General features: G+C 65.7%; 3 protein-coding genes (1 of these 3 only partly in view). All 3 read right to left on the reverse strand.

The annotated features are described in order from the left end of the window. On the reverse strand, positions 1-3,661 hold the start of the coding sequence (locus ACMGT0_RS16305; protein ID WP_416768984.1) for an amino acid adenylation domain-containing protein. 12,746 nt of this gene lie to the left of the window's left edge; 3,661 of the gene's 16,407 nt are visible here — the first part of the coding sequence; its start codon is at positions 3,659-3,661; the stop codon falls past the left edge of the window. Continuing rightward, positions 3,658-19,773, reverse strand: coding sequence for an amino acid adenylation domain-containing protein (locus tag ACMGT0_RS16310; protein ID WP_416768985.1), 16,116 nt, complete (start codon positions 19,771-19,773; stop codon positions 3,658-3,660). The genes ACMGT0_RS16305 and ACMGT0_RS16310 overlap by 4 nt, the downstream gene beginning before the upstream one ends. A 134-nt stretch (positions 19,774-19,907) precedes the next feature. Beyond that, a complete protein-coding gene (locus tag ACMGT0_RS16315; protein WP_416768986.1) occupies positions 19,908-21,614 on the reverse strand; it encodes a cyclic peptide export ABC transporter in 1,707 nt (568 codons plus the stop codon). Positions 21,615-21,665 lie beyond the last annotated feature (51 nt).

Consider the following 21,665-nt stretch of genomic DNA (forward strand, 5'->3'; position numbering starts at 1 on the left):
GCGAGCGGTCCGGCACCGTGAACAGGGCGTGGAGGACGTAGGGATCGCCTGCACCGGCCGACAGGTGGTGATAAAGGATACCTTCCTGCAAGGGTGCCAGCGGGTAGATATCCTGCACATTCGCCGCACCACCCGGCACGCTGGCGACAATACGATCGATAGCCGCCTGGTCGAGGCTGAGCAGCGGCAACATCGCCGGGGTGATGTGCTCGCAGCCGGCCGGGATGAGGTTGGCCGGAACGACGATTTCCCGCCCGCCGCCCACGGCAGCGGCCAGGGCCGCCAGGGTCGGCTGGCTGAAGAGCGCCTGCACATCGACACTGAGGCCGGCCTGGCGCATATGGCCGATCAGACTGACGGCCAGTAGCGAATGGCCGCCCAACTCGAAAAAGTGATCGTGACGCCCGACCTGCTCGACTTTGAGCAAGTCGCTCCAGATCCGCGCCAGAGCGATTTCGGTTTCGCCTTGCGGAGCCTCGTAGCCACGGCGGACCACGGCGTCGAGGTCCGGTGCCGGCAGGGCCTTGCGGTCCAGTTTGCCATTCGGCGTCAGCGGCAGTTTTTCCAGGGCGACGTAGACGGCCGGGACCATGTACTCCGGCAGTTTTTCCTGCAGGTGGCGGCGCAGACTGTCGATCTCCACCGAGGCATGACCCTCGGCCAGGGCGTAGTAGGCCACCAGGCGCTTGTCGCCCGGCACGTCCTCGCGGGCGGTGACCACCGCTTCGTGGATCGCCGGGTGTTTGGCCAGGCGGGCATCGATCTCGCCCAGTTCGATACGGAAACCGCGGATCTTCACCTGGTCGTCGTTACGGCCCAGGTATTCGATGTTGCCATCCGCCAGGTGGCGGCCGAGGTCGCCGGTGCGGTACATCCTTGCCGAAGCGTCCTGACTGAACGGGTCCCGGAGGAAACGCTCGGCGGTCAGGTCGTCACGGTTCAGGTAGCCGCGGGCCACGCCGGCACCGCCGATGTAGATTTCACCCGGTACGCCCAGCGGGACGGGCTGTTGTTGCTCGTCCAGCAGGTAGAACTGGGTGTTGCCCACCGGCTTGCCGATATGCGGGGCGAAGCCCTCATCCCGACCCATCGCCACCCAACTGGAGTAGGTGGTGGTTTCCGAAGGGCCATAGAGGTTGCACAGGCGTTGAACGCCGGTTTTCTCGAACAGCGATTCCACCAGGCTGCGCTTGAGCGCTTCACCGGCCACGTTCACCGTGTGCACCGATTGCGGCAGGCCGTCGATTTCCAGCAGCGCCTTGAGCGCCGAGGGAACAGTGTTGATCAGGCCGATATCGTGCTCGCCGTGCTGCAGTTCCAGGACGTTTTTCACCACCTCGATGCTCCCGCCCGAGGTCAGCGGTGCAAAGCACTCGTAGACCGCCAGGTCGAAGTTCAGCGAGGTCGAGAACAGGGTCTTGTCCAAGGCTCCGTTGTCGAAGGCCCCGTGGGCCCAGGTCAGGAAGTTCACCGTGTTGCGGTGTTCGATCATCACGCCTTTCGGCAAGCCGGTCGAACCCGAGGTGTAGATCAGGTAGGCCAGGTGTGCCGAGGTCAGGCCCGGCACCTGTGGATTCCGGACGGACTCGTCCTGCCAGGTGCCCTGATCCAGATTGATCACCGGCACCGATACGCCGGTCAACAAGTTCTGAGTCGCGTTCTGGGCCAGCACCACGGCCGGCGCACTGTCCTGCAGCATGTAGGCGATCCGCTCGGCCGGGTACCCCGGATCCAGCGGCACATAGGCGCCCCCGGCCTTGAGAATCGCCAGCAGGCCGACGACCATCTCGGCGCCGCGCTCGACACAGATCCCCACGCGGGAGTCCGGCTGCACACCTTGCTTGCGCAGGGCATGGGCCAGGCGGTTGGCCTGCTCGTTCAGTTCGCGATAGCTGAGTTTCCTACCGTCATGGACCACCGCCAGGGCATCCGGCGTCAGTTCCACCTGGGCCTCGAACAACCCATGAATGGTCTGCGCCTGCGGATACTCCAGCGCGGTATCGTTGAACGCCACCAGCAACTGCTCGCGCTCGTTGGCCGGCAGGATCGGCAGGCGGTTGAGCGCGACGGTCGCAGCTCGTTCCAAAGCCTGGACCAACTGCTCCAGCGCGGTCTGCATATAACCGCACACCCGCTGCGCATCGATTCCGCTGACCGCCTGCACGGTCAGGCTGAAACCTTCGCCCAGATCATCCAGGCACAGGATCAGCGGATAGTTGGTGCGCTCTTCGCCACCCAGTACCTCGATCCCCTCCCACAACTGCACCGTCTCGCCGCTCACCGTATCCGCCGAGCTGTGCCGGTAGTTGAGCAAGGTGCTGAACAACGGCGTCGGCGCAGCCACCCCGCTGCAACGCTGAGCCAGGGACAATGGGGCATGTTCATGCCCCAGCAACGCGCTCAACCGCGCATGGGTCGCCTTGACCCCGGCACGCACATCCTGCTCGCCGACGGCCACCCGCAGCGGCAAGGTGTTGATGAACATGCCCAGCGCCCGGCGAGTCCCCTCGCCGCCCTGCATCCGCCCCAACAGCACGGTACCGAACACCACATCGCTGCGTCCGCACAGGCGCCCGAGTACCTGGGCCCAGGCCAGGTGATGCAGGCTCGCCACGCTCACTCCCTGCTGCCGGGCCTGGGTGCGCAGGCGCCGACTCAGTTCGGCGGGCAGCGCCCGGGTCGCTTCCTCGACGCCACGGCCGTCGCCACGGACATCCTGCAGGCCGAATGGCAGCGTTGGCTCGTCGACGTCGCCGAGCATCTCGCGGAAGAACCGTTCATGGGTCTCGCGGCTCACGCCCAACCGGGCCTGGGCCACGTAGTTGCGATACGGTACCGGCGTGCCCAGCGTCCGGGCCTGGTCATAAAGGTACGCATGAATTTCCTGCTGCACCACTTCCAGGGCGGCGTGGTCGATTGCGATGTGATGAAACAGCAGCATCGCCACCCAGCGCCGGTTGACCGCATCGTGGGCGAAGGCCAGCCGCAACAAGGGCGCCTGGCTGATATCGAGGCGGTAATGCCGTGGGTCGAAACGTTGCTGCAATTGCTCGATGGCGGCGCCGGCGACCGGATCGATGTCGATTTCCGTGATCGCCAGCCGGGCCTGACGCCAGACCACCTGCACCGGCTCGTCCAGGCCTTCCCAGACCACGCTGGTGCGCAGAATGTCGTGACGGTCGATGACCTGCTGCAAGGCCGCGGCGAACTCGTCGAAACGCGCGCGACTGGCGATCGCGAACTGCGCCTGCAGGACATAGGGGTCACCCTGCCCGGCGGCAATATGGTGATAGAGAATACCTTCCTGCAAGGGCGCCAGCGGGTAGATGTCCTGCACATTGCCCGCACCGCCGGGGACCGTGGCGACAATCTGTTCGATGGCCGCCTGGTCGAGCTTGACCAGCGGCAACATGTCCGGGGTGATGCGCGTACAACCGGGCGGAATGGCCAGGGCGGGAATCTCCACCTCGCCGGCCTTGCCACTGGAGTATTCGCCAGCGTTGATCAGCTCGATCAGCGCCGCCTTGTTGTCGCGCAGCATCGCCAGCACGGCGGGCTCGCTGAGGGACTGTCGTCGGCCGCTGACTACCAGTTGGTCGCCCTTGACAGCCAGTTGCACATCCTTCTCTTTCAATACGGCCAACAGTTCGATCACGCTCACAGAACAATCTCCATTCTTTCCATCGTTGCCGCGTATTCAGATAAGGTGGGGTGTTCGAACAGGTCCCTGACGTCAGCCTCCAGCCCCTCCTGGCGCATCCGTTCCATGAGGCTCACGGCCAGCAGCGAATGGCCGCCCAGCTCGAAGAAATGGTCATGTCGGCCGACCTGCGCGACACCCAGCAGTTCTTGCCAGATCCCGGCGATCAGGGTTTCGTTTTCGCCTTGCGGGGCCTCGTAGCCACGGTTGATCAGCGCATCCCCGTCCGGGGCCGGCAGAGCCTTGCGGTCGAGCTTGCCGTTGGGGGTCAGCGGCAAGGCATCGAGACGCACATAGGCCACCGGGACCATATAGGGCGGTAATTGCCCCAGCAGCCAGCCGCGCAGGCTGTCGATAGCCGGCTCGTTATCGGCGGACTGGAGGGTGTAGTAGGCCACCAGGCGCTTGTCGCCCGGCACGTCCTCGCGGGCGGTGACCACCGCTTCGTGAATGGCCGGGTGTTTCGCCAGGCGGGCATCGATTTCGCCCAGTTCGATGCGGAAACCGCGGATCTTCACCTGGTCGTCGTTGCGGCCCAGGTATTCGATGTTGCCGTCTGGCAGGTGGCGGCCGAGGTCGCCGGTGCGGTACATCCTTGCCGAAGCGTCCTGGCTGAACGGGTCCCGGAGGAAACGCTCGGCGGTCAGGTCATCGCGGTTCAGGTAGCCACGGGCTACGCCGGCACCACCGATGTAGATTTCACCCGGGACGCCCAGCGGGACAGGCTGTTGTTGCTCGTCCAGCAGATAGAACTGGGTGTTGCCCACCGGCTTGCCGATATGCGGGGCGAAGCCATCCTCTCGATCCATCGCCACCCAGCTGGAGTAGGTGGTGGTTTCCGACGGGCCGTAGAGGTTGCACAGGCGTTGAACGCCGGTTTTCTCGAACAGCGATTCCACCAGGCTGCGCTTGAGCGCTTCACCGGCCACGTTCACCGTGTGCACCGATTGCGGCAGGCCGTCGACTTCGAGCAGCGCCTTGAGCGCCGAGGGAACAGTGTTGATCAGGCCGATATCGTGCTCGCCGTGTTGCAGTTCCAGGACGTTCTTCACCACCTCGATACTGCCGCCCGAGGTCAGCGGTGCAAAGCACTCGTAGACCGCCAGGTCGAAGTTCAGCGAGGTCGAGAACAGGGTCTTGTCCAAGGCTCCGTTGCCAAAGGCCTCCTGGGCCCAGGTCAGGAAGTTCACCGTGTTGCGGTGTTCGATCATCACGCCCTTGGGCAGGCCGGTCGAACCCGAGGTGTAGATCAGGTAGGCCAGATGGGCCGAGGTCAGGCCCGGCACCTGTGGATTCCGGATGGACTCGTCCTGCCAGGTGCGCTGATCGAGGTTGATCACCGGCACCAATACGCCGGCCAACAGGTCCTGGGTCGCGTTCTGGGCCAGCACCACGGCCGGCGCACTGTCCTGCAGCATGTAGGCGATCCGTTCTGCCGGATACGCCGGATCCAGCGGCACATAGGCGCCCCCGGCCTTGAGAATCGCCAGCAGGCCGACAACCATCTCGGCGCCGCGTTCGACACAGATGCCCACTCGCGAATCCGGCTGCACACCCTGCTTGCGCAAGGCATGGGCCAAACGGTTGGCCTGTTCGTTAAGCTCGCGATAGCTGAGTTTCCTGCCGTCATGGACCACCGCCAACGCGTCCGGCGTACGCTCCACCTGGGCCTCGAACAACCCATGAATGGTCTGCGCCTGCGGATACTCCAGCGCGGTGTCGTTGAAGCCCACCAGCAACTGCTCGCGCTCGTCGGCCGGCAGGATCGACAGGTTGTCGAGTGCCGCAGCCGGTGACTGCTCGAGCGCATCGACCAGGCGTTCCAGCGCCGACTGCATATAGCCGCAGACGCGTTGGGCTCCGACCTTGTCAGTCACCAGCACCGTCAACTCGAGCCCGTCACCCAGGTCGTCGACATTCAAGGTCAACGGGTAGTTGGTGCGCTCCTCTGCGCCCAGCACCTCGATACCTCGCCAGGCCTCGAGCGCCTCAGCCGAGGGTTCGGCCGCGACACTGTGGCGATAGTTGAGCAGCGCGCTGAACAGCGGCAGCGGCGCAGCCACACCGCTGCAACGCTGGGCCAGCACCAACGGCGCATGTTCATGACCCAGCAGCGCCGTGAGTCGGGCGTGGGTCGCCCGGACCCCGTCCCGAGCCCCCTGTCCCGCCAGCTCCACACGCAGCGGCAAGGTGTTGATGAACATCCCCGGTGCCCGGTCGACGCCCTCGCCGCCCTGCATCCGGCCCATCAGCACGGTGCCGAACACCACGGTGCGCTTGCCCGAAACCTTGCCCAGCACCTGGGCCCAGGCCAGGTGCACCAGGCTGGCGACACTCACCCCCAGCTGGCGGGCCTGGGCCCGCAGGCGCGAGTCCACGCGGTGGTCCAGGGCCAGGCTGCCTTTCTCGATATCGCGACCATCGCCCTGCACATCGAGCAACCCGAACGGCAGGGTCGGTTCATCGATATCCCCGAGCAGTTCGCGGAAGAATCCTTCCTGGGCCTCGCGGCTCGTGCCCAGGCAGGCCTGGGCCACATAGTTGCGATAGGGCACGGCGGCACCGAGCTGGCCGGCCAGGCCCAGCAAGTGTGCCTGCATATCATGGAGGACCACTTCTATCGCGGTATGGTCGAGGATCATGTGGTGAAACAACAGTATCGCCACCCAGCGTCGATGGGGCCGGTCCTCGGCGAAGACCAGCCGCATCAGCGGTGCCTGGGTCATGTCCAGGCGCGAATGACGGGGATCGAAGCGCTGTTGCAACTGCTCGACGATCTCGCCTTCGGCTGCATCGAGTTCGACCTCTTCCAGAGACAGCCGAGCCTGACGCCAGACAACCTGTAGCGGTGTTTCCAGCCCCTGCCAGAGCACGGCGGTGCGCAGGATGTCATGACGGGCGATCACGCTTTGCAAGGCGTCGATAAAGGTGTTCAAACGCTCACGGTCGGCCATCTCGAACAGCGTCTGCAGGACATAGGGGTCGCCCTGTTCAGCCGCCAGGTGGTGATAGAGAACCCCTTCCTGCAGGGGGGCCAGCGGGTAGATATCCTGCACATTCGCCACGCCGCCGGGCACCATGGCCACGACACGATCGATCGTGGCCTGTTCAAGGCTGATCAGCGGCAGCATGTCCGGGGTGATCCGCTGGCAATCCGCGGGAATCAGGTTGGCCGGGATTTCCAGCTCGCTGCCCTGGCCCGTCGCTATCGCAAGGGCCGCCAGGGTGGGTTGGTCGAACAGAACGCGTACATCGGCCCTCAGACCGACCTGGCGCATGCGCCCGACCAGGCTGACCGCCAACAGCGAGTGACCGCCCAGTTCGAAGAAATGATCATGGCGGCCGACCTTTTCGATACCCAGCAGTTCTTGCCAGATCCCGGCCAGGCGTATTTCGATGTCCCCTTGCGGCGCTTCATAGCCGCGGCTGACCAGCGCCGCCAGATCCGGCACCGGCAGCGCCCGACGATCGATCTTGCCATTGGCGGTCAGCGGGAAAGCCTCCAGACCCACGTAGGCCGAAGGCACCATGTACTCCGGCAGTCGCTCCAGCAGGTAGGCCCGCAGCGCCTCGATCTCCAGCGTGACATCGGTCGAGCTGTAGTAGGCCACCAGGCGTTTCTCGCCGGGATGGTCCTCGCGGGCCAGGACCACCGCCTCCTGGATCGCCGGATGCCCGGCCAGGCGGGTTTCGATCTCGCCCAGTTCGATGCGCAGGCCACGGATCTTCACCTGGTCGTCGTTGCGCCCCAGGTACTCGAGGTTGCCATCGGCCAGCCAGCGCGCCAGGTCGCCGGTCTTGTACATCCGCGCCTCGGGTTCGCCGCTGAACGGGTCCTTGAGGAAACGCTCCGCGGTCAACGCTGCACGCCCCAGGTAGCCACGGGCCACGCCGGCGCCACCGACATACAGCTCACCCGGTACGCCCAGCGGCACCGGATGCAACTGCTCGTCGAGCAGATAGACCCGGGTGTTGTCCACCGGCTTGCCGATATGCAGCGCCGCGGTCCCCCCTTCCATCAGCCCCGAGGTCGCCACCACCGTGGTTTCCGTCGGACCGTAGTTGTTGACTAGGGCAAACCGCTGCCCCTCGGGGAACTGCCGCAGGCGGTCGCCGCCGATCAGCAAGGTACGCAGGGTCGGGTGCTGCAACGACTGGCTGAAGGCGTACTCGGCAATCGGCGTCGGCAGGAAGCTCACCTCCAGTGGCTGTGCCAGCCACCAGTTCAGCAGGCCGTCGATATCCTCGCTGCCGGCGGTTGCCGGGGGCAGGTGCAAGGTCGCCCCGGCGCACAGCGCCGGCCAGATTTCCCAGGCCATCGCGTCGAAGCCGAAACCGGCAACGCTGGCGGTCTGGCCACCCGCCGTCAGCGCGAAGGCGCGGCAGTGCCAGCTCACCAGGTTGGACAACTGGCGATGCTCGACCATCACGCCCTTCGGTTCACCCGTCGAGCCCGAGGTGTAGATCACATAGGCCAGGTTGGCCGCGCCCAGCGTGGCGACCACCGGATTGTCCTGCGGTTGCGCGTCGACACCCGCCACACGGCGGGCCTCGGCGTCGAGCAGCAGCACCGGCACCTCGACCGCCGGCAGCCGTTCGTGCAGCTCGGCCTGGGTCAGCAGCACCCGTGGTGCGCTGTCGCGCAGCAGGTAGGCCAGGCGCTCCGCCGGGTGGGATGGATCGATCGGTACATAGCAGGCGCCGGACTTGAGGATCGCCACCAGGCCGACCAGCGTGTCGAGGCCGCGCCGGGCACAGATGGCGATGCGATCGTCAGGTTGCACGCCGAGGCCGAGCAGGTGATGGGCCAGTTGGTTGGCCTGGCGATTCAGTTCGGCATAGGTCAGGCTTTGCCCGGCCTGAACCACCGCCAGCGCATCGGGACTGGCCAGGACCCGGGCTTCGAACTGCCCGGCAAGGGTCAGGTCGGCAGGGTAAGGCACGGCCGCAGGATTGAAATCCTCCAGCAGGTGCCGACATTCGACAGCCGAGAGCACCGACAGCGCGGAAAGTGGGGTCTGGGGCGCCCGCTCCAGGGCATCGGCCAGATTCACCAGAGCTGTGTGCATGTAGTCGCAAATCCGTTGCGCACCGGTGCCCGCCAGGGTACCGACGCGCAGGGCAAAGTCTTCTCCCAGGTCGTCCACCGACAGCGTCAGCGGGTAGTTGGTCAGTTCCTCGCCGGCAATGGTCTCGATCCCGCTCCAGACCGACGGTTCGGCAATCTCACTCGTCAGGTGACGGTAATTCAGCAGCGAGCTGAACAGCGGCAGCGGCGCGGCCACGCCGCTGCAGCCTTGCGCGAGGATCAGCGGCGCATGCTCATGCCCGAGCAGGGCACTCAGGCGCGCGTGGGTGTTCATGATCCCTTCGCGCACGCTCTGCCCACCCAGCGCGACGCGCAAAGGCAAGGTATTGATGAACATCCCCAATGCCCGGTCGGCACCCTCGCCGCCTTTCAGGCGTCCCAGCAGCACCGTGCCGAACACCACGTCATCCTTGCCCGCGACACTGCCCAGGACACGGGCCCAGGCCAGGTGAAAGAGACTGGCGGCACTGACGCCCGACTGCCGGGCCTGAATCCGCAGACGGCGGCTGAGGTCACTGTCCACAGGACATTGGGCCTGTTCGAGGCCGCGGCCGTCGCCCTGCACATCCTGCAGCCCGAACGGCAAGGTGGGCTCATCGACATCGCCCAACATTTCACTGAAGAATTGCTCGTGTTCGGCCTGGCTCACGCCCAGGCGGGACTGGGCAACATAGTTGCGATAAGGAATCGAGGCCGGCAGCTGCTCCTCTCGTCCCTGCATATGGGCTTCGACTTCAGCCACCAGCACCCCGACCGAAGTGGCGTCGTTGACCAGATGGTGGAACTGCAACAGACCGGTCCAGCGCCCGTTGGGCCGGTCTTGCGCATAGTCCAGGCGCAGCATCGGCGCCTGGCGAATATCCAGGCGGACCTGTGGGTCGTCCAGTCGGGCACGCAATTGCTCGGCGATATCAGCGACCTGAGGATCCAGCGACACCTCGCTCACCGTCAGGGCAGCCTGACGCCAGACCACCTGCACCGGTTCGTCCAGACCTTCCCAGACCACGCCGGTACGCAGGATATCGTGACGCGCAATCACCGCTTGCAGGGCCTGGACGAAGGCCTCGACCCGCGCCCGGCTGTCGAAGTTGAACATTGCGTGTTGCAGGTAAGGGTCGGCGTGGTCCACGGCCAGGTGATGGTGATACAGGATACCTTCCTGCAACGGCGCCAACGGATAGATATCCTGCACGTTCACCGCACCCTTCGGCACGCTTGCCACCACGTGGTCGATCTGCGCCTGGGTCAGGCTGACCAGCGGCAACAGGTCCGGGGTGATCCGCTCGCAGCCTGCGGGGATCAGGTTGCCCGGCACCACGATTTCCGTGCCGCTGCCCACCGCCGCCGCCAGGGCCGCGAGGGTCGGTTGACGGAACAGCACCCGCACGTCGGCGCTCAACCCGGCCTGGCGCATACGCTCGATCAGCGTGACCGCCAGCAGCGAATGCCCACCCAGTTCGAAGAAGTGGTCATGCCGCCCCACCCGCTCAACAGTGAGGACCTCGCTCCAGATTCGCGCCAGGGTGATTTCGATGTCCCCTTGCGGCGCTTCATAGCCACGACTGACCAGTGCCGCCAGATCCGGCACCGGCAGCGCCCGACGATCGATCTTGCCATTGGCGGTCAGCGGGAAAGCCTCCAGACCCACGTAGGCCGAAGGCACCATGTACTCCGGCAGTCGCTCCAGCAGGTAGGCCCGCAGCGCCTCGATCTCCAGCGCGGCATCGGTCGAGCTGTAGTAGGCCACCAGGCGTTTCTCGCCGGGATGGTCCTCGCGGGCCAGGACCACCGCCTCCTGGATCGCCGGATGCCCGGCCAGGCGGGTTTCGATCTCGCCCAGTTCGATGCGCAGGCCACGGATCTTCACCTGGTCGTCATTGCGCCCCAGGTACTCGAGGTTGCCATCGGCCAGCCAGCGCGCCAGGTCGCCGGTCTTGTACATCCGCGCCTCGGGTTCGCCGCTGAACGGGTCCTTGAGGAAACGCTCCGCGGTCAACGCTGCACGCCCCAGGTAGCCACGGGCCACGCCGGCACCGCCGACATACAGCTCACCCGGTACGCCCAGCGGCACCGGATGCAACTGTTCGTCGAGCAGATAGACCCGGGTGTTGTCCACCGGCTTGCCGATATGCAGCGCCGCGGTCCCCCCTTCCATCAGCCCCGAGGTCGCCACCACCGTGGTTTCCGTCGGACCGTAGTTGTTGACCAGGGCAAACCGCTGTCCCTCGGGGAACTGCCGCAGGCGGTCGCCGCCGATCAGCAGGGTACGCAGGGTCGGGTGCTGCAACGACTGGCTGAAGGCATACTCGGCAATCGGCGTCGGCAGGAAGCTCACCTCCAGTGGCTGCGCCAGCCACCAGTTCAGCAGGCCGTCGATATCCTCGCTGCCGGCGGTTGCCGGGGGCAGGTGCAAGGTCGCCCCGGCGCACAGCGCCGGCCAGATTTCCCAGGCCATCGCGTCGAAGCCGAAACCGGCAACGCTGGCGGTCTGGCCACCCGCCGTCAGCGCGAAGGCACGGCAATGCCAGCTCACCAGGTTGGACAACTGGCGGTGCTCGACCATCACGCCCTTCGGTTCACCCGTCGAGCCCGAGGTGTAGATCACATAGGCCAGGTTGGCCGCGCCCAGCGTAGCGACCACCGGATTGTCCTGCGGTTGCGCGTCGACACCCGCCGCACGGCGTGCCTCGGGGTCGAGCAGAAGCACCGGCACCTCGACCGCCGGCAGCCGTTCGTGCAGCTCGGCCTGGGTCAGCAGCACCCGTGGTGCGCTGTCGCGCAGCAGGTAGGCCAGGCGCTCCGCCGGGTGGGATGGATCGATCGGTACATAGCAGGCGCCGGACTTGAGGATCGCCACCAGGCCGACCAGCGTGTCGAGGTTGCGTCGGGCGCAGATGGCGATGCGATCGTCAGGTTGCACGCCGAGGCCGAGCAGGTGATGGGCCAGTTGGTTGGCCTGGCGGTTCAGTTCGGCATAGGTCAGGCTTTGCCCGGCCTGGACCACTGCCAGGGCATCGGGACTGGCCAGGACCCGGGCTTCGAACTGCCCGGCAAGGGTCAGGTCGGCAGGGTAAGGCACGGCAGCGGGATTGAAATCTTCCAGCAGATGCCGGCGTTCGGCGTGCGACAGCAGCGCCAGGTCACGCACCGCCACATCCGCCGTGCACTCCAAAGCCTCGACCAGCTCGGTCAAGGCCGTCTGCATATAGCCGCAGACCCGCTCACCGTCGACTCCGGCCGTGACCTGGACGCTCAACAGGAAACCTTCGCCCTGATCGTCCACCGACAAGGTGCAAGGGTAATTGGTCCGTTCGAGCACGCCGAGCACCTGGGTTCCGGCCCACTGATCGCCACCGCTGGCTTCGCGTGCCGGGCTGTGCCGGTAGTTCAGCAGCGCGCTGAACAGCGGCGACGAGGCCGCCACCGCACTGCAACGCTGGGCCAGGACCAATGGCGCATGTTCGTGCCCGAGCAGCGCGGTCAGGCGCTGGTGGGTCTGGCGCACCGCATCGCGCACCCCGCAGGCGCCAACGTCGACGCGCAACGGCAGGGTGTTGATGAACATCCCCAGCGCCCGATCCGCGCCCTCGCCGCTTTGCATCCGCCCCAGCAGTACCGTGCCGAACACCACGTCGTCACGCCCACTGACGCCACCCAGCACCCGGGCCCAGGCCAGGTGATGCAGGCTCGCCGCGCTCACCCCCAGTTGCCGGGCCTGGGTGCGCAGGCGTTGGCAAAGATCCGCCGGCAGATCGCGGCGGACTTCCTTGACACCCCGCCCGTCGCCCTGCACCTGCAGCAGGCCGAACGGCAGGGTCGGCTCTTCGACATCGCCGAGCATCTCGCGGAAGAACGCTTCGTGCTGCTCGCGGCTCACCCCCAGGCGCGCCTGGCCCACGTAGTTGCGGTATGGCATGGCTGCCGGCAGTTGCCCGGCCACGCCCTGCAGATGGACGAGCATCTCTGCGCTCATCACGTCCAGCGCGGTGTGATCGAGAGCGATATGGTGGAACAGCAGGATCGCCACCCACCTCCGGTTGGCCGGATCCTCGGCGAACGCCAGGTGCATCAGCGGGGCCCGGGTGAGGTCCAGGCGACATTCGCGGGGGTCGAAGCGACGCTGCAACTGGCCGAGGATATCGCCCTCGGCCGGGTCCAGCGGCAATTGCTCCTGCGGCAGTTCGACATGGCGCAGAACCACTTGCTGCGGCTGCTCCAGACCTTGCCAGAGCAACGCCGTGCGCAGAATGTCATGGCGATCGATCACCGCTTGCAGGGCGTCGGCAAAACGGCGCAGCTGAGCCAGGTCCTGCAGGGCAAAGGTCGCCTGCAGCAGATAGGGATCGCCCTGTTCGGCACTGATATGGTGATAGAGGATACCTTCCTGCAACGGCGCCAGCGGGTAGATATCCTGCACATTGCCGACACCGCCAGGCACGCCGGCGACGATACGGTCGATGCTGTCCTGGTCCAGCTGGGTCAGGGTCAGCATATCCGGGGTGATGCGCTCGCAGTGGGCAGGAATGCCATTGGCCGGCACGACTATCTCGATCCCGCCACCCACGGCGGCCGCCAGCGCCGCCAGGGTCGGCTGGCCGAACAGCACGCGCACGTCGGCACTCAGGCCGGCCTGGCGCATGCGCTCGATCAGTTTCACCGCCAGCAACGAATGACCGCCCAGCTCGAAGAAATGATCCTGGCGGCCGACCCGTTCGACACCCAGCACTTCGCACCAGAGCGCGGCCAGGCTGGTTTCGATGGCACCGACCGGGGCCTGGTAGTCGCGGCTGACGAAGGCATCGGCCGAAGGTTCGGGCAGCGCGCGGCGGTCCAACTTGCCGTTGGGCGAAACCGGGAGTTTTTCCAGGTGCACATAGGCCGCTGGAATCATGTAGTCGGGCAGCAACGCCTGCAAATGCAGGCGCAGGTCATCGGCCTCGGGAAGCGCCTGGCCGTCCTGCAGGCTGAAATACGCCACCAGGCGTTTTTCGCCGGGACGGTCCTCACGGGCCAGTACCGCCGTGTCCCGCAGGCCAGGGTACTGGCCCAGGCGCGCCTCGATTTCGCCCAGTTCGATACGGAAACCGCGAATCTTGATCTGGTCGTCGTTGCGACCCAGGTAGTCGATATGACCGTCGGGCTGCCAGCGACCCAGGTCACCGGTCCGGTACAGGCGCGCCCCTTCGGTGGTGGCGAACGGATCGGCGATAAAGCGTTCGGCGGTCAGTTCATCACGGTTCAGATAGCCTCGGGCGACGCAGGCTCCACCAATGTAGATCTCCCCCGCTACCCCCACCGGCACCGGCCGGCGTTGTTCATCGAGCAGGTAGATACGGGTGTTGGCCACTGGCTGGCCGATGCTCGGCAAGGTCGGCCAGGCCTGTGGATCGCCGCTCAGGGTCAGGGCCGTGGTGACGTGGGATTCGGTCGGGCCATAGTGGTTGTGCAGACGCGCCGCGTCCAGACGCTCGAAGAAGCGCCGCATCGGCCCGGTGATCCGCAACTGCTCACCGGCGGTGATCACATCCTGCAAGGCGCAGGCCGGCTGCCCGGTTTCGGCCGCCATGGCCTCGGCCAGGGCTTGCAGGGCAATGCACGGCATATACAGCCGTTCGATGCGCTGCTGGCAGATATGCTGGAACAGCCGGCGGAAATCCAGGCGGATATCGGCATGGATCAGCGACAGCTCGCCACCGGCACACAGGGTGCTGAAGACTTCCTGGAACGCCACGTCGAAACCCAGGGCGGCGAACTGCAAGGTACGCTGCACGGGCCGGCCCTGCTCGGCGGCCTGGGCAATCTGCCACTGCATCAGGTTGACCAGTGGCGCGTGGGGCATGGCCACACCCTTGGGCTGGCCGGTGGAACCCGAGGTGTAGATCAGGTAGGCCAGGTGCTGCGGGGTCAGTGCCGGGAGTTGCGGATTGTGCCGGGGCGCGGCGTCGATGCCGCTCTCGCCCCTGGCCTCGGCCTCCAGCCGCAACACCGGCATGGTCGCCTGGGGGAAACGCTCGCGCAGGCCCCGCTGGGTCAGCAGCACCCTGGGGGCGCTGTCTTCCAGCATATAGGCCAGGCGCTCGGCCGGGTACGACGGGTCCAACGGCACGTAGCCGGCACCGGCCTTGAGAATGCCCACCAGGCCGGCGACCATTTCCAGGCTGCGCTCGACACAGATCGCCACCCGGTCGTCGGCGCCGATGCCCTCGGCGATCAGCCGGTGGGCAATCTGGTTGGCCCACTGGTTCAGCTCGGCATAACTCAGGCGCTGGCCTTCATAGGTGACGGCCACGGCGTCAGGTTGTGCGGCAGCGTGGACCTCGAACAGTTGATGGACCAGCAGTCCTGGCGGATAGGCGCGATCGAAGGCGTTGAAGTCCTCCAGCAGTTGCCGGCGCTCCCGCGGCGGCAACCAGTCCAGGCTGTGCAGTGGTGCATCGGGCCGGCTGTCCAGCGCTTCGGCCAGTTGCTCCAGCACGGTATGCAGGTAGCCGCAGATCCGTTGCGCGCCGACTCCGGCCACGGCCTGAACGGTCAGGCCGAAGGAATCCCCCAGATCGTCCACCGACAGCGACAGCGGATAGTTGGTCCGTTCCTCGCCACCGAGCACTTCGACACCACCCCAGATCCTGGCCTGACCGACGTCCTCGGGTGCCTGGGCACCCACGGCGGCATGCCGGTAGTTCATCAGCGCGCTGAACAACGGGGTCGGCGCCGCGACGCCACTGCAAGCCTGGGCCAGCGACAACGGTGCATGTTCATGACCGAGCAAGGCCGCCAGTCGCCCGTGGGTCGTGCGCACGGCTGCCTGGATACCCTGCTCCCCTGCCGCGATTCGCAACGGCAGGGTATTGATGAACATGCCCAGGGCGCGATCGGCGCCCTCGCCACCGTGCAGGCGGCCCATCAGCACGGTGCCGAAGACCACATCCTGGCGAGCGGACAGACGCCCCACCACCTGCGCCCAGGCCAGGTGGTGCAGGCTGGCGTTGCTCACCCCCAGGCGCCGGGCCTGATCCCGCAGCCGCCCGGCCAGGACCGGATCCACCGGCAGGTGGGCCTCCTCGATGCCGCTGCCGTCGCCCTGCAGGTCCTGCAGGCCGAAGGGCAGGGTCGGCTCGTCGACATCGCCGAGCATCTCGCGGAAAAACGCCTCATGCTCTTCACGACTCACCCCCAGGCGAGCCTGGGCGACATGGTTGCGATACGGCACCGAAGGCGCCAGCTCGGCGCCCCGGCCCTGACTGAAGGCTTCGATCTCCCGGCCCAGCAGGGCCAGGGAAGTGGCATCGTCGATCAGGTGATGGAACAGCAGGACCGCGACCCAACCGCCGTTGGCGGCATCCTCGGCGTAGTGCAGACGCATCATCGGAGCCTGGTGCAGATCCAGGCGCATCCGGCGCGGGTCGAAGTGCTGTTGCAACTGGGTCGCCACGTCACCTTGATCCGGATGCGGCAGGAACGCCTCGAGGCGCAGCCGGGCCTGGCGCCAGACCACCTGGACCGGCTCGTCCAGTTCCTCCCAGGCCACGCTGGTGCGCAGGATATCGTGCCGGTCGATCACCGCCTGCAAGGACTCGCTGAAATCCAGCAACCGTTCGAAACGGTCGACCCGCAGCAGAGCCCGCAACAGGTAGGGATCGCCCTCGTCGCTGCTCAAGTGGTGATAGAGAATGCCTTCCTGCAATGGCACCAGGGCATAGATATCCTGGACATTGGCCGCGCCACCCGGCACGCCGGCGACCACGCGGTCGATCTGGGCCTGGCTCAATCGGGCCAGGGGCAGCATGTCCGGGGTGATGTGCCGGCAACCGGCGGGGATGCCGTTGGCCGGGACCTGCACTTCGCTTGCGTGGCCGCTGGCGGCCGCCAGGGCGGCCAGGGTCGGCTGACCGAACAGCACCCGCACATCGGCCTTCAGGCCGACCTCATGCATGCGTTCGAGCAGTTTCACCGCCAGCAGCGAGTGGCCGCCCAGTTCGAAGAACTGATCGTGGCGCCCCACCCTGTCCACGCCGAGCAACTCGGCCCACAACCCGGCCAGGGTCACTTCCACCGCGCCCTCGGGGGCCACGTATTCGCGCCGGGCATAGGCCTCGGCCGCAGGCGCCGGCAGGGCCTTGCGATCGAGCTTGCCATTGGCGGTCAGCGGGAAGGCCTGCAGACTGACGAAGGCGCTCGGCAGCATGTATTCGGCCAGCGTCAGGCGCAGTTGCTCGCGCAGTTGCACGGCGTCCAGCTCGACGCCGGCGGCAGCGATGACATAAGCCACCAGGCGCTTGTCACCCGGCTCGTCCTCGCGCACCAGCACCAGCGCATCACGCACGCCCTCGCAGGCGGCCAGTTGCGCCTCGATCTCGCCCAGTTCGATACGGAAACCGCGGATCTTCACCTGCTCGTCGTTACGCCCCAGGTACTCCAGGCTGCCGTCGGCCAACCAGCGACCCAGGTCGCCGGAGCGGTACATCCGCGCCCCGGGGGCCGGGTCGAACGGATCGTCGAGGAAGCGTGAAGCGTTCAATTCCTCACGGTTGAGATAACCCCGGGACACGCCCGCGCCGCCGACATACAACTCGCCCACCACGCCAGGCGGTACCGGATGCCCATGGCCATCGAGCAGGTACAGGCGCAGATCGGGAATCCGTTTGCCGATCGGACTGGCTCCCACGCGCTGGGCATCCTCGGCCTGCAACGGGTAGTAGGTCACGTGCACCGTGGTTTCGGTGATGCCGTACATGTTCACCAGTTGTGTACCGGCATTCACGGCCCGCGCATACCAGGGCTTGAGCATCGCCGTGTCCAGCGCCTCACCGCCGAAGATCACCTGGCGCAGGGCATGGGGCCGGGCGTTCTCGCCCTGGGCGGCAATCAGTTGGCGGAACGCGCTCGGCGTCTGGTTGAGCACTGTCACCCCGGCGCTGCACAGCAGTGCGTAGCAATCCTGTGGCGAGCGGCTGACCAGTTGCGGCACGATCAGCAGACGCCCGCCGTGCAGCAGCGCGCCCCAGATTTCCCAGACCGAGAAGTCGAAGGCGAACGAGTGGAACAGCGCCCAGGTGTCCTGTTCGTTGAAACCGAACCAGTCCTCGGTGGCCGTGAACAGCCGCGCGACGTTGCGGTGCTCGACCATCACGCCCTTGGGCAGACCGGTGGAGCCGGAGGTGTAGATCACGTAGGCCAGGCTCGCAGGCGTCAGCCCCGGCACCTGCGGATTGCGGACGGACTCGTCCCGTAGATCCAGATCATCGAGATTGATCACCGGCACCTGTACCGGCGGCAAGGCTTCCTGCACCGACTGCTGGCTCAGCAGGGCCACCGGTTCACTGTCGCCCAGGGTGTAGGCCAGGCGCTCACGGGGATAGGCCGGGTCCAGCGGCACGTAGCCGGCACCGGACTTGAGGATACCCAAGAGGCCGATGATCATCGCCGGGCCGCGTTCGACGCAGATGGCCACCCGGTCGTCCGGGCGCACACCGAGGGCCAGCAGGCGGTGGGCCACCTGGTTGGCGCGGGCGTTGAGCTCGCCGTAGGTCAGGCTTTCGTCCTGATGCACCAGCGCCACGGCGTCCGGCCGCTCGGCGGCGCGGGCCTCGAACTGCTGGTGGATCGTCTGCGTCTGGGCGAACGGCTGCTGCCCGGCATTCCAGGCCTGCAACTGCGAGGCATCGCTCGCATTGAGCACGGAGAACGCGCGCACGGGCAACTGCGCATTCGCCAGCCCCTGGTCCAGCACATGCTGCAGGCGCTCGGCCATCGGCTCGATCTCGTCGGCCTGGAAATACGCCTCGTTGTAGATGTAGTGCAGCCGGGATTCATCGTCGTGGAGGTTGGTGCGCAGGTGGATGGCCAGCGGCGTCTGTTCATGATCGTTCGAGGACTTGTACACCCGGGCGCTCGATTGGCCGAAGCGGATCAGGTAATGGTGCGGCTCGTAGGAGAATGTCAGGTCGAACAGCTGCAGACGGTCGGTACGGCGCAGTTCCAGCAAGCGGTTGAGATCGCTGAGCGGAAAACGCTGGTAGCGGTAATCCTGCTTGACCGCCCGACAGATGCCCTGCACCAGCTCGGCAAACGACAGCTCATCGCCAAACCTCAGGCGCACCGCGCTGAGTTGGGTAAACAGCCCCAGGGTTTTCTTGAACTTGGCATTGGAACGGTTGAGGATCGGCACGCCGACCACCAGCTCATCGCGCGCATGGATCCGGGTGAAGTAGACATACAGTACCGCCAGCAGAACGTGGAAACGCGAGGCCTGAACGCTCTGGGCCAGTTCGTCGAGGCTGATGTCGAAGTGCCGGGCAAAACCGCAGGTGAAATGGCCGCTGCGGATCGGGCCTTCGCCCTGGGCCTGGAGGTGGCGTGGGGGCAGCAAGGGTTCGGGCAGCTCGCTGTACTTTTCCAGCCAGTAGGCCTGGTCGTGGGCGAAACGCGGCGACTGGCGGTAAGCGTGGTCGTCCTCGATGAAGTCGACATAGAACGGCGCCGTCAGATCGGGCGTACGCTCATCGAGCAGTGCGTTGTAGAGCTGACCGAGAGAAGCGAAGAGCGCATCGATACCCCAGCCATCGAGCACGATATGGTGGGCGTGGATGACAAAGTAATAGCGCTGCTCTTCGACCCTGAGCAAATGCAGACGGAACAACGGGCCGCCGCGCATCTCGAAGGCCGTCTCGATCTGGCGTTGCATCCAGCGCTGGGCAGCCTGCCGGGGATCCGCCTCGCCCCGCAGGTCGATCGGTGCCACGCACATCGGCAGTGTTTCGGCAAAGGACTGCAGCGGCACGCCCTCCTCGTCGCGCTGGTCGAGCAGGACCATGCGCAAGGCGTCGTGCTTTTGCATCAGCAGGTCGACCGACCGCTGGAACACCTCGGGATCGAGGTGCCCCTCGATATCCAGATAGCCGCCGATGTTGTACAGCGGCGAGTCGCCTCGGGTCATCTGGTCCAGCCAGATATTGCGTTGGGCAGCGGTCAGAGCAAACGCCATACATTTCTTCTCGCAAAGGGTCGGCCTCACCACGACGAAAAGGTGGCGATAGCTAAAAGTTGAGTCGGGTCCGGGGGCGACCTCGCCCAGCCTGGCGGAGCCGCCTCCCGGGAAGCGTCAAGAAGCGCTGGTATTCAGGCGCGCTTGCCCTGTACCGCACAATTCACGTCGGAGACGATCTGCCCGTCCACCAACTTGATGATGCGATCGGCCAGTTGGAAGTACTGGTCATCGTGGGTGATGATCAGGACTGTCTTGCCGCGGCGCTTGAGATCCGGCAGCAGCTCTTCGTAGAAGAAACGCTTGAACGGCGGGTCCTGGTCGGCGGCCCATTCGTCCAGCAGGTAGATCGGCCGATCTTCCATGTAGGCGCAAACCAGGGCCAGGCGTTTCTGCTGCCCATAGGACAGCGCCTTGGTCGTCGAGTAGCCCATCCCCTCGATGCTGATCTTGTCGGCCAGGCCCAGGGTCGCCAGGTATTTCTGCGCGAGTTCCGTGCTGGCATCCTCCTGCTCGTCCGGGCCGATCAGGCGGTTGAACAGCTGGAAGTCGGAGAACACTGCGGAAAACAGGTCACGGTAGTGGTTGCGCGAGGTGTCGGTGATCGGCTTGCCGTCGAGCAGTACCTGCCCCTCCTGGGGGATGTAGAGTCCGCTGAGCACCTTGGCCAGGGTACTCTTGCCGCAGCCGTTGCCACCGACGATATAGATCAACTCACCGGCACGTACCGTCAGGTCGATGGGCCCCAGGGCAAAACCGGAGCCGCTGATCGGATCCACGTAGTTCATGCGCACATTTTGCAACTGGATGCTGTTCCAGTCCCTCTTGTGATCCAGGAACAGCACGTTGGCGGTTTCGCTGGCGAGGGCTTCGGGTTCGGGATGCGGGTCGTTGATGGAGAAACCGAACTCCGCCAGGCGGGCACTGGCGACACGTCCCTGGGCCAGCAGCGGCATGGCGCTGACCAGCAGCGACAGCGGGCCCATGATGTACAGCACGGCCAGCACACTGGCGCTCAGGGTCTTGCTGTCGATTGTGCCGGCCATGGGGGCCACGAACAGCAGGCAACCGATCAGCAGCGACAAGGTCAGTTGACCGACATTGTCGGCCGCGGTGTACCAGAGCCGTTCGAAATAGTTGTAGCGGGCCACCTTGGTCGAGGACTCCTCGATCGCCGAACGGCTGAACCAGCGGCGGCGAATGCCGTTCAGCTTGAGCTCCTTGAGACCGAACACCAGGGCATGGGTGTATTCGTTGAACGCGGTGAACTCGTCGCGCACCTTGCGGGTGACGCTCATGCCCCCCATGAAAAAGCTCATGTAAAGCGTGACCCCCAGCACGATCAGGCCCATGGTCAGTGCGAACACGATCCAGGACAGATAGGCCAGGTAGCCGATACCGAACAGAAACACCGCCGTTTCCACCAGCACCGTCGGCATGATCACCAGGGTACTGTTCAATTGCGGGATATCGTTGGTGAGCATGGTCAGGACATTCGGCGCCCCGCGGCGATCGACCTCTTCCAGGGGCGTCACCAGGATCCTGCGGCACAGGGCAATACGCAGGCGGGTCATGATGCGCATGCTGGCATAGGCGGGAAACAGCGCGGCGCCATTACGGAACAGCAGCGCCACCACGCTCAGACCGACGAACCAGTACACCGTCTGCCACTGGAAGCGCTCCTCGTGGATCGCCTGGTTGATCACATTGACCACCGCGATGGAGGCCACGCCGCTGATCACCCCGGTCAACAGGGTCATCAGGGTCAGCCAGGGATGGTTGCGCCACAGCAGGCGCATGACCGAGCCGGGTTTGGCCTTTTTCTCTTGCCCGTTGTTCATTGGTGACTGTCCTTGAATGCTGGGGCCCGCTCGCCGGCCGGCCGTTTAAAG

The organism is Pseudomonas sp. RHF3.3-3 (assembly GCF_048069595.1).
In the GTDB taxonomy this organism is placed as follows: domain Bacteria; phylum Pseudomonadota; class Gammaproteobacteria; order Pseudomonadales; family Pseudomonadaceae; genus Aquipseudomonas; species Aquipseudomonas fuscovaginae_B.